The organism is Paraburkholderia sp. CI2 (assembly GCF_014201055.1).
Lineage (GTDB): Bacteria > Pseudomonadota > Gammaproteobacteria > Burkholderiales > Burkholderiaceae > Paraburkholderia > Paraburkholderia tuberum.
Map to the genome: position 1 here is coordinate 75745 of NZ_JACHDL010000021.1, position 13873 is coordinate 89617.

General features: G+C 63.9%; 14 protein-coding genes and 1 tRNA gene. 5 read left to right on the top strand and 10 right to left on the bottom strand.

Translation table 11 applies throughout. The features are described from left to right. The 3 genes from phoU to phoR all read left to right on the top strand — a co-directional run bounded on the left by phoU (position 1) and on the right by phoR (position 2832). The gene (gene phoU, locus HDG32_RS25465) at positions 1-705 is read left to right on the top strand and encodes a phosphate signaling complex protein PhoU (protein ID WP_184028343.1); all 705 of its coding nucleotides are present in this window, start codon (positions 1-3) and stop codon (positions 703-705) included. A gap of 26 nt (positions 706-731) precedes the next feature. Continuing rightward, positions 732-1433 carry a phosphate regulon transcriptional regulator PhoB gene (gene phoB / locus HDG32_RS25470; protein ID WP_008922879.1) on the top strand — a complete coding sequence of 234 codons (702 nt, stop codon included), beginning with the start codon at positions 732-734 and terminating at the stop codon, positions 1431-1433. Between the two features lie 85 nt (positions 1434-1518). Then, positions 1519-2832, top strand: a complete 1314-nt coding sequence (gene phoR / locus HDG32_RS25475; RefSeq protein WP_184071674.1) for a phosphate regulon sensor histidine kinase PhoR — start codon at positions 1519-1521, stop codon at positions 2830-2832. Between the two features lie 28 nt (positions 2833-2860). Here the strand turns inward: phoR and ppk1 are convergent, their stop codons facing one another. After that, entirely contained in the window at positions 2861-4924 is a 2064-nt protein-coding gene (ppk1, locus tag HDG32_RS25480) for a polyphosphate kinase 1 (protein ID WP_184071676.1), read from the bottom strand. Between the two features lie 203 nt (positions 4925-5127). On the opposite strand from ppk1, the gene ppx reads away from it, so the two are divergent. Beyond that, complete coding sequence (gene ppx, locus HDG32_RS25485; protein ID WP_184071678.1) at positions 5128-6780, top strand: exopolyphosphatase; 1653 nt, start codon at positions 5128-5130, stop codon at positions 6778-6780. A gap of 93 nt (positions 6781-6873) precedes the next feature. On the opposite strand, the gene HDG32_RS25490 is transcribed toward ppx, so the two are convergent. The 5 genes from HDG32_RS25490 to HDG32_RS25510 all read right to left on the bottom strand — a co-directional run bounded on the left by HDG32_RS25490 (position 6874) and on the right by HDG32_RS25510 (position 9420). Further along, positions 6874-7686, bottom strand: a complete 813-nt coding sequence (locus HDG32_RS25490; protein WP_184028352.1) for a GNAT family N-acetyltransferase — start codon at positions 7684-7686, stop codon at positions 6874-6876. A 155-nt stretch (positions 7687-7841) separates the two neighbouring features. Beyond that, positions 7842-8300, bottom strand: a complete 459-nt coding sequence (locus tag HDG32_RS25495) for a histidine phosphatase family protein (protein WP_184071680.1) — start codon at positions 8298-8300, stop codon at positions 7842-7844. 212 nt (positions 8301-8512) lie between these two features. Beyond that, positions 8513-8589, bottom strand: a tRNA-Pro gene (locus HDG32_RS25500). 110 nt (positions 8590-8699) lie between these two features. Beyond that, a complete protein-coding gene (locus tag HDG32_RS25505) occupies positions 8700-8858 on the bottom strand; it encodes a DUF3309 family protein (RefSeq protein WP_090801093.1) in 159 nt (52 codons plus the stop codon). 385 nt (positions 8859-9243) lie between these two features. Continuing rightward, complete coding sequence (locus HDG32_RS25510) at positions 9244-9420, bottom strand: hypothetical protein (protein WP_018421224.1); 177 nt, start codon at positions 9418-9420, stop codon at positions 9244-9246. A 181-nt stretch (positions 9421-9601) separates the two neighbouring features. Between HDG32_RS25510 and HDG32_RS25515 the strand changes: the two genes are divergently transcribed. Further along, complete coding sequence (locus HDG32_RS25515; RefSeq protein ID WP_167368601.1) at positions 9602-9769, top strand: hypothetical protein; 168 nt, start codon at positions 9602-9604, stop codon at positions 9767-9769. A 212-nt stretch (positions 9770-9981) separates the two neighbouring features. On the opposite strand, the gene HDG32_RS25520 is transcribed toward HDG32_RS25515, so the two are convergent. From HDG32_RS25520 to HDG32_RS25535, 4 genes are all read right to left on the bottom strand, one after another. Beyond that, on the bottom strand, positions 9982-11349 hold the full coding sequence (locus tag HDG32_RS25520) for an MATE family efflux transporter (protein WP_184071747.1): 1368 nt from the start codon (positions 11347-11349) through the stop codon (positions 9982-9984). 26 nt (positions 11350-11375) lie between these two features. After that, on the bottom strand, positions 11376-11684 hold the full coding sequence (locus HDG32_RS25525; protein WP_090801091.1) for a DUF2288 domain-containing protein: 309 nt from the start codon (positions 11682-11684) through the stop codon (positions 11376-11378). 996 nt (positions 11685-12680) lie between these two features. After that, positions 12681-13007 (bottom strand): hypothetical protein, encoded by a 327-nt coding sequence (locus tag HDG32_RS25530; protein ID WP_018433468.1) that lies wholly within the window; start codon positions 13005-13007, stop codon positions 12681-12683. Between the two features lie 94 nt (positions 13008-13101). Next, entirely contained in the window at positions 13102-13824 is a 723-nt protein-coding gene (locus HDG32_RS25535) for a peptidoglycan DD-metalloendopeptidase family protein (protein WP_184071682.1), read from the bottom strand. Positions 13825-13873: the final 49 nt, after the last annotated feature.

The window sequence follows — 13873 nt, forward strand, 5'->3', positions numbered from 1 at the left end:
ATGTCCGATAAACATCTGTCCAGCCAGTTCGACGCCGACCTGAACCTCGTTTCGTCGAAGGTGCTCGAAATGGGCGGTCTCGTCGAATCGCAGATCGTCAACGCGATGCAGGCGCTCAACGAATTCGACCTCGACATCGCCGAGCAGGTGATCGTCGCCGAAGACCGTCTGAACAAGATGGAAGTCGAGATCGACGAAGAGTGCAGCAACATCATCGCGCGCCGTCAGCCGGCCGCGCGCGATCTGCGCTTGCTGATCGCGATCTCGAAGACCATCACGAACCTCGAGCGCGCCGGCGACGAAGCCGAAAAGATCGCGAAGCGCACCAAGCGTCTGATGGAAGACGGCGCATCGCGCACCATCAACATCGCCGAGATCAAGCTGTCGGGCGAAATGGCCGTGTCGATCCTGCGCCGTGCGCTGGACGCGTTCGCGCGTCTGGACACGGTCGCCGCCGCGCAGATCGTGCGCGACGACAAGGCGATCGACGAGGAATTCCGCGCGTTCGTGCGCAAGCTGATTTCGTATATGACGGAAGATCCGCGTTCGATCTCGGTGGGCCTCGACTTCCTGTTCATCGCGAAGGCAATCGAGCGGATCGGCGACCACGCGAAGAACATCGCGGAATTCATCATCTACATCGTCAAGGGTACCGACGTGCGGCACCAGTCGCGCGACACGCTCGAACGCGAAGCGCTCAGCTAATCCAGAGATAAGGAACAGAGGTGCCGATGCCCAGCAGCATTCTCGTCATTGAAGATGAGCCCGCCATTTCCGAACTGATTTCGGTCAATCTTCAACACGCCGGGCACTGCCCGATTCGCGCGTACAACGCGGAGCAGGCGCACAACCTGATCAGCGACGTACTGCCCGATCTCGTGCTGCTCGACTGGATGTTGCCGGGTAAATCGGGTATTTCGTTCGCGCGCGATCTGCGCAACAACGAGCGTACGAAGCATATCCCGATCATCATGCTGACCGCGCGAGGCGACGAGCAGGACAAGGTGCTCGGCCTCGAGATCGGCGCCGACGACTACGTGACGAAGCCGTTCTCGCCGAAGGAACTGATGGCGCGCATCAAGGCGGTGCTGCGCCGCCGCGCGCCGCAGCTGACCGAAGACGTGGTCGCAATCAACGGCCTGAAGCTCGATCCGGCCACGCACCGCGTCGCCGCGCATGCGGAAGGCAGCGAGATCAAGCTCGATCTCGGCCCGACCGAATTCCGTCTGCTGCACTTCTTCATGACTCACCCGGAGCGCGTGCACAGCCGCACGCAACTGCTCGATCAGGTGTGGGGCGATCACGTGTTCGTCGAAGAGCGGACCGTCGACGTGCATATCAAGCGTCTGCGCGCGGCACTCAAGCCGGCCGGGTGCGATGCTATGATTGAAACGGTACGCGGCAGCGGTTACCGGCTGGCGAAGAGCGCCTGATAGCCGTCGTCGGCGCGCTGCATTGCACGGCGCTGTGTCGCCGTACCTCCCTCCTGCGCTGTATTTTCTCTTCGATCGCTAGACCATGAACATCATCTGGGCGCGCTCCATCGTGTCGGTCGTGCTGCTTGCTGTTCTGTGCGCGGTGGTCGGCGCACTGCTGAACGTCAAGGCAGGGCTCGCTCTCGCCATCGTCCTGCTGCTCGCACAGAGCGTCTTCAGTACCTTCCACAAGCAGCGTCTGTGGCGTCTGCTCGACGCGCCGGTGTACGGCGAAGTGCCGAGCGCCCCCGGCATCTGGGGCGAAATCTATTACCGTCTGCACAAGCTCGCGAAGCGCTGGCATGCCCAGGTGCGCCAGGTCGAGCAGCAGCATTCGCGTTTCATCCAGGCGATCCAGGCGTCGCCTAACGGTGTCGCGATGCTCGACGATCATGATCAGATCGAGTGGTGCAACGCGATTTCCGAAAGCCACTTTGGGCTCGATGCGAAGCGCGATCTGCGTCAGCACATCACGCATCTGGTGCGTCATCCGGATTTCGTGCGCTATCTGAATTCACATCGGTACGAGGAAATGCTGATCATGCGCGGCATGGGCGACAAGCGCCAGAACGTGCTGTCGGTGCAGGTGTTTCCTTACGGCGACAATCGCAAGCTCGTGCTGTCGCAGGACATCACCGAGCTCGAGCGCACCGACGCGATGCGGCGTGACTTCGTCGCCAACGTGTCGCACGAATTGAAAACGCCGCTCACCGTGTTGTCCGGCTTTCTCGAGACGATGCGCGAGCTGCCGTTGGGCGAAGCCGAGCGCGCGCGTTATCTCGAGCTGATGGAGCAGCAGGCGTCGCGCATGCGTCATATCGTCAGCGATCTGCTCGTGCTCGCGACGCTCGAAGGCGATAACAAGCCACCGAGCGATCAGATGATCGACATGCGCGCGGTGTTGCGGCATCTGCATGACGACGCGCAGAGCTTGTCCAGCGATCATCACAAGATCGTCTTCGATGCCGACGAAGCGCTGACCGTCACCGGCGTGGAAACCGAGATTTTCAGCGCATTCGGCAATCTGGTGACGAACGCGATCCGCTACACGCCGGACGGCGGCTCGATCAAGGTTAACTGGCGTGCGCAGGGTGGCCATGCGGTGTTCTCGGTCGCCGATAGCGGCCTCGGCATTCCGGCCGCCGATATCCCGCGGCTCACCGAGCGCTTCTATCGCGTCGATCGCAGCCGTTCGCGCGACACGGGCGGCACCGGGCTCGGTCTCGCGATCGTCAAGCACGTACTGCAACGGCACGATGCGCAACTCGACGTGAAGAGCGAAGAAGGGCGCGGCAGCACGTTCACGGTGCGCTTTCCGGTGTATCGGACGGCGCGCTGTCAAACCGCACAGGTTTGAGCGCGGCAGTCACCCGAAACGCGGACGACTACGAACAGAACTTGCCGAGCAGACTCATCTGAGCATTGCGCGACGCCTTGCCCGGCCGGCGCCGGCGATAGTGACCGTCGCTCTGCATCAACCAGGCCGACTGGTTGTCGCCGAGAAACGCCGACAGCCCTTCCGCGATCACGCGCCGCTTCAGTCGCCGGTTGTTGACCGGGAATGCGACTTCGACGCGCCGGAACAGATTGCGATCCATCCAGTCGGCGCTCGACAGATAGACCTGTTCCTTGCCGCCGTCGTAGAAGTAGTAGATGCGATGGTGTTCGAGAAAGCGCCCGACGATCGAGCGCACCGTGATGTTCTCGGAGAGCCCTTGCACGCCCGGCTGCAGCGAGCACACGCCGCGCACGATCAGATCGATCTTCACGCCGGCCTGCGATGCTTCGTACAGCTCGGCGATCACCGTCGGCTCGAGCAGCGCGTTCATCTTCGCGACGATGCGCGCCTTCTTGCCCGCGCGCGCATGCTCGGCTTCCTTGCGGATCGCGTCGACGAGCTTCGGATGCAGCGTGAACGGCGACTGCCACAGCTCGTGCAGCTTCAGCTCGCCGCCGATGCCGGTGAGCTGCTGGAACACATGGTGCACGTCCTCGCAGATCTTCTGATCGGCGGTCATCAGACCGAAATCGGTATAGAGGCGCGCGGTGCGCGGGTGATAGTTGCCCGTGCCGAGGTGCACGTAGCGCTTCAGGCTCGACTTGCCGCCCGCCGACACGCGTCGCACGATCAGCATCATCTTCGCGTGGCACTTGTGGCCGACTACGCCGTAGACCACGTGCGCGCCGACCGCTTCGAGCTGCGAGGCCCAGTTGATGTTGGTTTCCTCGTCGAAGCGCGCGAGCAGCTCGACGACCACCGTGACTTCCTTGCCGTTGCGCGCGGCCTGCATCAGCGCATCCATCAGCGGCGAGTCGGTGCCGGTCCGATAGATGGTCTGCTTGATCGCGACCACGTTCGGGTCCTTGGCCGCCTGCAACAGCAGCTCGAGCACCGGCTGGAAGCTCTCGTACGGATGATGCAGCAGCACGTCGCCCTGATCGATCACGTCGAACATGCTCGCGCTGTTGGCGATCTGCCTCGGCGTCGACGGAATGTGCGGCACGAACTTCAGATCGGGCCGGTCGACCATCTCGGGCAGCTGCATCAGCCGCACCAGATTGACGGGGCCGTTCACGTAGTAGCAGTCCTTGTTCGACAGACCGCTTTCGTCGAGCAGGCGCCGCACCACATGCGAGGGCGTTTCCGCCGACACTTCGAGCCGCACCGCATTGCCCAGATGCCGCGCCGGCAGTTCGCCCTGCAACGCGACGCGCAGATTGGTGATTTCGTCTTCGTCGACGAACAGCTCGCTGTTGCGCGTGATGCGAAACTGATTGCAGCTGCGCACGAAGAGATTCGGAAACAGCTCGCCGACAAAGTGTTGGAGCAGCGAGCTCAGCAGCACGAAGCCATGCGGATAACCCGACAGCTCCTGCGGCATGCGCACGAGTCGCGGCAGCGCGCGCGGCGCCTGCACGATGCCCATCATCGCCTGACGGCCGAACGCGTCCTTGCCCTCGAGCTCGACGACGAAGTTCAGGCTCTTGTTCAGCACGCGCGGAAACGGATGCGCGGGGTCGAGACCGATCGGCGTGAGCACCGGCAGCAGTTCGTTGAAGAAGTAGTTGCGCGCCCATTCGGTCTGCGCGTCGCTCCAGGCTTCGTTGCCGTGGAAATAGATGCCTTCCTGTTCGAGCGCGGTGAGCACCGTGTCGTGCAGCATGGTGTACTGGCGATGCACGAGCTTCTGCGCACGTTCGACCACGAGGTCGTACATGTGAAGCAGCGACATGCCGTCGGGCGACAATGCGCCGGGGTTGTCGCCCATCTGTTCCTGAAGCCCGGCCATGCGGACTTCGAAGAATTCGTCGAGGTTGCTACTGGTGATGCAGATAAAGCGGAGACGTTCGAGCAAGGGGACGGCGGGATCGGCGGCTTGCGCCAACACACGCTCGTTGAAACCCAGAATGCCCAGCTCGCGATTCAATAGGGGATAGCGGACGGACATCGGCGGCGGGATTGGAATATCTGAAATGGAGACGGAAAGACGCTCGGAAATTCTCACGGTTTGATGACGTCATGATGACATCGGCGATTTTTTAACATTTTATGCCGCAATCGTCGTCTGTCGTCAATATGACGCGCTACCTATGCGACGATACCGAACTCCCTGCGCCGCGAGGTGACACCGTGAAGGCTGCTACGCTTAGAATGGCGTCTTTGAACAGTGCGGCCGGCCGCGACGCGCACCATGCGCCGAAGGCGCCGGGCGGGCGCGCGGCGCTGCCGGAGTCCGCCGTCACGCCCTCGGCCGCAGCCGCCGCGCTCGCGCGCATGGAGTACGCTTACCCGATGGTCAATCTTCCTCATCTCCTCGCCGCCGTCGATCTCGGTTCGAACAGCTTCCGGCTCATCGTGGGCCGGGTCGAGGAAACCGACGCGGGCAGCCAGATCTATCAGGTCGACGCCTTGCGCGAGCCGGTGCGGCTCGCGGCCGGGCTATCAAGCGACAAGATGCTCGATCGCGCATCGCAGGTGCGTGGCTGGGATGCGCTGAAGCGCTTCGGCGAGCGGTTGCGCGATTTTCATCCGGACCACGTGCGCGCGGTCGCGACCAATACGCTGCGCATCGCGAAGAATGCGGGCGAATTTCTCGGCGAAGCGCAGGCCGCGCTCGGTTTTCCGATCGAGGTGATCGCCGGGCGCGAGGAAGCGCGCCTGATTTATGCGGGCGCCGCGCACTCGGTGCCGGCGAGCGCGGGCAAGCGGCTCGTCGTCGATATTGGCGGTGGCTCGACGGAATTCATCATCGGCTCGCACTACACGCCGATGATGATGGAGAGTTTGTATATCGGCTGCGTGAGCCATAGCCGCGCGTTTTTCCCGGCCGGCAACGTCGACGAGTACACGATGCGCCAGGCCGAGCTCGCCGCGCGCCGCGAAATCCAGATCATTTCCGCCGAATACAAGAAGACCGGCTGGGAGCAGGCGATCGGCTCGTCGGGCACCGCGCGCGCGCTCGCCGAACTGGTCGAGGCGAACAATTTCAACGATGCGGGCGTCACCCACGGCATTTCGCGCGGCGGCCTCGAGCGGCTCAAGCGCGCGCTGATCAAGGCCGAAAACGTCAACCGGCTGAAACTGATTGCGCTGAAGAGCGACCGCGTGCCGGTGCTCGCGGGCGGGCTGTCGATCATGATCGCGGTGTTCGACGAACTGGGCGTCGACTATGTCGACACCACCGACGGCGCGCTGCGCCTCGGCGTCATGTACGACCTGCTCGGCCGTTCGCAGCACGAGGACATGCGTACGGTGACGGTCGAGGGCTTCATGCGCCGCTATGGCGTCGATCGCCCACAGGCGGTGCGCATCGGCGATCTGTCGACGAGCTTCTACGACCAGTTCGTCGAACCGGACGAGGAACGCCGCGCGGAAAACCGCATGTTCATCGGCTGGGCGGCGTCGCTGCACGAAATCGGGCTGTCGATCTCGCATAGCGCGTATCACAAACACTCGGCTTATATCGCGAGCAATGCCGACATGCCGGGCTTTTCGCGTACCGACCAGGCGCGCCTCGCCGCGCTCGTGCTCGGCCATGCGGGCAAGCTCGGCAAGCTGTCGCAGACGCGCGACGTCGAATGGCCACTGCTGTTCTGTCTGCGGCTCGCGGCGTTGCTGTGCCGTCGACGCGCGGACGTCGGCCTGCCGGGCATCACGGTTGCTCAGGCGAACGGCGGTTACGAGGTGCGTTTGCCGAACGAGTGGGTCGCCAACAATCCGTTGACGGATTACAGCCTGATCCAGGAGGCGGCGGAGTGGGAGAAAGTCGGGATTCCGTACCGTGTCGTTTATACGGACGATTGACGCGATGCGAATCGACGCACGCGTCGATTCGCGGCGTGTGCACGAACAAAAAAAGCCCTGCAAATGCAGGGCTTTTTCGTATCTCGGCGCAGCTTATCGCGGCAACGCATCGCCGAGGAAGTGCCGCGCATAGCGCGCGTTGATATCGGACAGACGGAACAGCGTCAGGAAATCCGCGGTATTGAAGTCGGGGTCCCACGCCGGTGCGCCGCAAATCTTCGCGCCGAGACGCAAGTAGCCCTTCACGAGCGGGGGCGGCGCGACGGCGGCACCCGTCTGCAGTTCGTCGACCGGCAGCGGCGTATGCGGGAACGCGCGATATTCGGGCGCGGTCAGCGCGTTGTCGCGCAGCGAGCAATACAGGTTCGCCGCATAGTGGCCGCCGTCGGCCATCGCGACGCTCGCGCAGCCGAGCATCGTCTCGTAGCCGTTGTGCTTCATGTACGCGGCGAGCCCAGCCCATAGCGACATGATCACCGAGCCGCTGCGATAGTCCGGATGCACGCACGAGCGGCCGACCTCGACCATCTTCGCGCGCAGATGCGTGAGACGCGACACGTCGAACTCGCTTTCCGCATATAGACGGCCGATGCGCGCGGCCTGGTGCGGCGGCAGAGCGCGATACGTGCCGACTACTTTCAACGTGTCGAGATCGCGTACCAGCAAATGGTCGCAGTACGAATCGAAGGCGTCGACGTCGAGGCCCGCGGGGCCGCTGAGGCGTGCGCCCATTTCGTCGGCGAAGACGCGATAGCGTAGACGCTGCGCTTCACGCAGCTCTTCGTCGGTACGCGCCCACGACACTTGCAGGCGATGCTGCGCGGTGACCGTTTCCTCGGCGCGTGGCAGACGGCGCGGTTCGAAAAGCGAGGCGAAGGGCAGGGTGGGCGTCGGCAGTTCTCGCATTGGCTGTCCTGGTCGAAAAGAGTGAGGATTTCTTTTTTCGCCAATGTAGTAACGCGCGGTGACGCTCGCATGGCAAAGCCGTGACGATTGGATGACTGCCCGTAAGCCCTCGCGTGGGTGCCTGTAATGTCGGAGGTGTCGCGCGACACGCGCGCTTAGATCAGATCGGGGCTGATGGCGGCGCGCAACACCGCCTCATCTTCGCCGTTGCGCTCGCGGCTCTCGATCCACCAGATGCCGGCTTTTTTCAGTGGCCAGCTCGCGCGGCTGTCGCCGAGCAGTTGCGCGGCGACGTGGCCGAGCGTCGGTTGATGGCCGACGATCACGACGGTTTGCGCGATGCCGCCGGGCCAGCCGGCCGCTTCCAGCACGTCGTTCGCGCTCGCGTTCGGCGCGAGTTCGCGCACGATGCGGTACTTGTCGCTCAACGTCTCGGCGGTCTGGATGGTGCGCACGGCGGGGCTCGCGAGTATGACCGCGTCGTCGGGCAAACGGGCGCGCAGCCATTTCGCGGCGTTCTGCGCCTGCTTGCGGCCGCGCGTGGTGAGCGCGCGGGAGAGATCGCTCGCGGCGACATCTTCTGCTTCGGCGTGACGCCAGAGGATCAGGTCCATGGGAGTCTCCTTTTTGAGCGGCTTGGGATGGCGTTGCGGCGGGCTTGCGCGTCTTCGCGGCGAGGTAGCTGCCCCAAGCACTGTCGCATGCGCGGGTGATGATTTGCAAGGCGAGTGCCTGACGGGTCGGCTGTCGGCGTCCACGTGAACGCGAGCCAAAAAAGCAAAAACCCGCGAAGCCGGAGGCTTCGCGGGTTTCGACCTGCTTTTCGTGGTCGGAGCGATAGGATTCGAACCTACGACCCTCTGATCCCAAATCAGATGCGCTACCAGGCTGCGCTACGCTCCGACGAATCCGGGAGTATAGGGGGTGCGGGCAGGAGCGTCAATCCCTTGGCGGCACCAACCGCACGGGCAACGACGTTCACCGTAGCGGGCTCGCGCCGGCCTCGCGGTGGGCTATATACGCCCCATCAACAGCAGAACGATCACGATGATCAGCACGACGCCGACGAGTCCAGTCGGCCGATAGCCCCAGCCGCTGCTATACGGCCAGCTTGGCAACGCGCCGATCAGCAGCAGGATGAGCACGATTAGCAGGATGGTTCCGACGGTCATGGCGTTCTCCTTTTTGAGGGGGCCGCGAAATCGCTGGCCGCATCTTCACGCTGGTTTGGCGCGCGCGCCGCGACAATCGACGCGCGTGTCGCGCGTCTGTTGCTGGATCGGAACCAGCAAGGCATGTGCCCATCACCCGTTAAGCTCGATGCAGTGAGGCCTTGGACGAAAGCGCAGAAGGAGAGAGCGACGCAGGAAGCGTCGTCGTTCGATGTAGGTATGCCGAAAGAACCGGAAAGGCGTTGCGCACGTCCAGCGGACCTCGATGCGCGCAGGCGCCGCAACGCCGGTCAACGCGTCATCGAGCGGACCGCGCGACTGAGGCACCGTGACATGCCGGTGCCGCGGCCAGAGGCCATTCGGTCAGAGTCGAAGATCACCCGCATCAATGCCTTGGACGCCTCCAATGCGGCATATGTAGATGCTGATGCGTCCAGTGGTGCAGCATGCCCTCGCCATCGTGTTCACGCCGGTAGGCCCGCGATTCGAAAATCGACAACGCCACCAGCACGATCAGGCCTATTGCGAGCCCGATCAGGCCCGCGATCGATTCACCGTCCATGGCAGTCTCCCGGTAGGTTCAGCCATGAACCCATGGTAGCGCAGGTCCGGCGAAATCTCACGAATTGGAACGAGCGACGCACAAGGTGTGTTGTGATGGCGTCGCCGAACGCGCTTTGCGGTTAGACTCTCGGCGCGCCGGCGGACGTCCGCCATCGCTTTGTCCCGGAGACGATTGCAAAATGACCCGCGTTCTGACTCTTGCCTTGCTGTTGTGCGCCGGCGTCGCCGGCTGTGCGGACAATCCGTCCGCGCATCGCGGCAGTCCACCACATGATCCCGCCGACTACCACGGCGTGCCCACCGACGATCGGCCGCCCGCGATGGTGCCCGCGCCCGTCGCGCAGTGAGCGCTCGTTGAAGTGAAAACTTCGGGAAAGGGCGGGGAAAGCGAAGCACCGGCGCGGGCACGCCGGCACGTCTGACCCGTGCCGACGGTTCGCGCGGAGAGCACGGGCTGAGAGCATTCCAGGACGCGCTCGTTATGCGATATGTATGCGCTTGTTTCAAGCCGTAACGGTCTGTCGTCCGCCGAATAGCCAACGGTGCCCAGCGCACTGCGCTAGGCAGCCGCAATCCCCGGCGACACGCCCGGCAGGTAACGCGCGAGCGTTGCGCCACGCGTGGCCATGAAGATCAGCAGCGCGATCCACAGCCCGTGATTGCCGTGCCACGCGAGCAATGCCGACGACGCCGCCACGAACACCGCAAGCGACACGGCCATCGACATCATCAGCTCGCGCGTTCGCGTCGCGCCGATGAACACGCCGTCGAGCAGGAAGCCCCACACCGAAATGACCGGCGACAGCGCCGCCCACGGCAGATAGGTTTCGGCCGCGGCACGCACGGCGGCCTGATCGGTCAGCCGCTCGATGATCCACGCGCCCGCGCCCCAGTACACGCACGAGAAGCCGATCGCGCCTAGCGCCGACCACAGCGCGGTGACCTTGACCGCCTGCGCGAACGCGTGACGATCGCGCGCACCGATCGCCGCGCCGACCAGCGCCTCGGCCGCGTGCGCGAAACCGTCGAGCCCGTACGCCATGAAGGTCTGGAAATTGAGTAGCAATGCGTTCGCGGCGAGCGTCGCGTCGCCTTGCCGCGCGCCGAGATGCGCGAACCAGCCGAACGACGACAGCAGGCACAGCGTGCGCACGAAGATGTCGCGATTGAGCACGACGAGCCGCTTCAGCGCGGCGGCGTCGAACAAGGCGGCGCGATTCAGCGCGGGCAGGCCGCGCGGCCTGCCGTGCCATAGCAGGGCGAGCCCGAGCACGAAGCCGAGCGCGTCGGCGGTCGCGGTAGCCGCGCCGATGCCGGCCACGCCCCAATGAAACGCGTACACGTACAGCAGCACCGCGGCGATGTTCACGCTGTTGATGAAGACCTGCGACAGCAATGCGAGCCGCACCTGCTGCGTGCCGAGCAGCCAGCCGAGTATCACGTAGTTGCCGAGCGCGAGCGGCGCGGCCCAGATGCGCGCGTGGCAATAAACCTGCGCGTGCCGCTGCACGGCGTCACTGCCGCCGATCGCCCGCAGCGCATAGTCGATCAGCGGTTGCTGCACGAGCAGCACCAGTGCGCCGATCGCGGCCGCCATCAGCAGTGCGCGCACGACGGTGTTGCGCAACTCGTCGCTGCGGCCCGCGCCGTGCGCCTGCGCGACGAGGCCGGTCGTGCCCATGCGCAGGAAGCCGAAGCCCCAGAACACGAAGTTGAAGAAGAGCCCGCCGAGCGCGACGCCGCCGAGGTAAGAGGCACTGTCCAGATGACCAGCGACGGCGGTGTCGACCGCGCCGAGGATCGGTTGCGTCAGATTCGCGAGGACGATCGGCAACGCGAGCGCGAGCACCCGGCGATGCCAGCGCACCGGCAGCGCGGGCGCGCTGGCTGGGTGTGCGGCGGTTTCGGATCGCGCGGCGGGGGGCATACCGGCATCGGGCGTCCTCGCGTCGTTCAAGAGCGCTCCTGCACGCACACCCAAGGAGAGACGACGACGGCCCACAGCTCGGGGTCGCGCGCGGCGAAATCGGCGGCCGTCTCCGACTGAACGCGCACGACGAGGCCGGAGGACAACCATTGGGCGACCCGGGTGGTGTCGTCGTTGGCGATTGCCTCGGCGACGCTCACGAGATCGAGGTCGCGCGCGACGTGCAGCAGTATGCCGCGCGCAAAAAAACGTTCGAGTTCGCTCCAGCCGATCTTGGCGGTTTCGCCGAGCAGCTTCGCATAAAGGGGGCTTTGGGAGGCGTCGTTGGAAGTCATCGTGGACAGGGTCGGACGGGGCCGTCACTATAAACTATCGGCAAGGACCGGCGGGCCGCGTGGCGGCCTTGCGCAACGTGCCGGGCGGCCTTTTACGCAGCTTGGACTGAATCGGATTCTGAACCTGGATGCCGGCGGATTCAACGACGGCGGCACACGAGGCGTGCCGTCTATCAGCACCGGCTATTAATCGTCCGAATATTCAAAACTGAAACGAGTTTGAATGCGGTTTCAATATTGTCGGCGGAATTGTCAATGTTAAAGATTTCACTATTCGCGAATTTGTTGTGAAGAAGTATCGGCGCTTATTCGGAAGAGTTGCCGCGACTAATCGATGCGTTACGTGCGTTTCCGCACCAAGTTAATATTCGCAAGCCAAAGCGGCGTTATTGCCGAATGAGTTAGTGTTATTCGGCCAGACGTATTTCCTCTGCTGGTTTGGCGGGACTTTCCGCCGATCGCCCAGGAGCATTAGCCGGTGCGATACTCCGACATTCCTGGTTTGAATGATTTGGCGTGTGGAGTATCCCGGCTGCGGCGCATTAAGCCGGTCTGATTCCGACATTTCCGATTCACGGATTGCGGAATCCGTACGCCGTGTAACATTGGCTGCAAAATTAATACATTGCGCTTGGAAATGCAGATTGTTAGATTTCGTTCTGGCGCATGGTGAACCGGTCCTTTGCCGATATGCGCCGAACCCCCGTTAGCCCGGCCTCGTGCCGGGCTTTTTTTTAATGGATTTACGCGGATGTTTAACCTGCCGCAGCGATCTTCACCGCGAATTCACATGTGCGGCCGATGATGGCGGATTATTTTTTTCGGCGCGAGACTCATGACCGGGGTGATCATTTTTGTCGGCGTGTGGCTAATCGCGCTCGCGTTGCTGGTGCGCTTCGCCGCGCGCATCGATCCGCGCTCCGGGCGCTGGCGACGCCGCTAAGCGGTGACGCTCTGCCGCTCGGCGGCCGCGCGTGCCGCACGGCGCGCTGCCTTTTACTGCTTGCAGCGGATGACCATCGAACGGTTTTTCACATTCGCGCCGAAAATCCCACCGATCGTGCCGCCCGACGTCGCGCCGTTGTCGACGTCTTTCGAAACCACGTCGTACCCGTAGTTGCCGCAGGTTTCGCCCGCGCGCTTGTAGCACTCGGCCCAGCTCGTGCTGGCATCGCTGCCGCTGCAGTTGATCGCGAAGCCGGTGTCGCCGCTCGGCAGATAGGTCATCGTGGTCGTGGTCGAGCAGCCGCCGAGGCCGCCGAGCGTCAGGAGGCCAAGACTGATCGTCGCAGCCGTCGCGACGCGCGCCAATGGGCTTTTCATTTCAGATTCCTTGCAAATAACGGAAGGGCGTGGCGCGCAGCCACGCCGCTTCGAATTGAGCGTTTATAGCACGGCGGGTTCCCGCGCCCGCCGCCTAGCGCGGTGGCAGTTGTTTCGACGGATCGATCGAACGGCCCTGGTAGCGCAGTTCGAAATGCAGCATTACGCGATCGGTATCGGTGTCGCCCATTTCGGCGATTTTCTGGCCGCGCTTGACCGATTCGCCTTCCTTCACCAACAGCGCGCGGTTATGCGCGTAAGCGGTCAGATAGTCGGCGTTGTGCTTGAGGATCAGCAGATTGCCGTAGCCGCGCAGACCGTTGCCCGCATAGACGACGGTGCCAGGCGCCGCCGCGACGATGGGCGTGCCGGCCGCCGCGGCAATATCGATACCCTTCGAGTTGCCGCCGTCGAAACGGCGGAACACCGTGCCGTCGGCCGGCCATACCAGCGAGATCGGCGCGGGCGCGGTCGCCGGCGTAGTGTCCGCGGGCGCAGGACGCGGCGCGGCCGCCGCGCTCGCGCTGCCACTGCTGCTACCGCCACCGCCGCTGCGGATCGCGCCGCTCGTCGACGCCGCGCCGCCTGGCGGCGCGACGCGCAGCACCTGGCCGACCTCGATGCTGTCGGGATTGGTCAGGTTGTTCCAGCGTGCGATGCTCTGCACCGATTGCCGGTTGCCGCGCGCGATTTTCGACAGCGTGTCGCCCCGTTCGACCCGGTAGTAGCCCGGTCCCACCGGCGCCGACCCGCACGCGGCGAGCAGCGCGAGCAATGCCGCGCAGCCGAGTCGTTTGATTCTTGTCGTTTCCAGCATTGGACCTCGCAAAGCACTGCCGCGCGCTGATCCCGATCACGCGGCACAG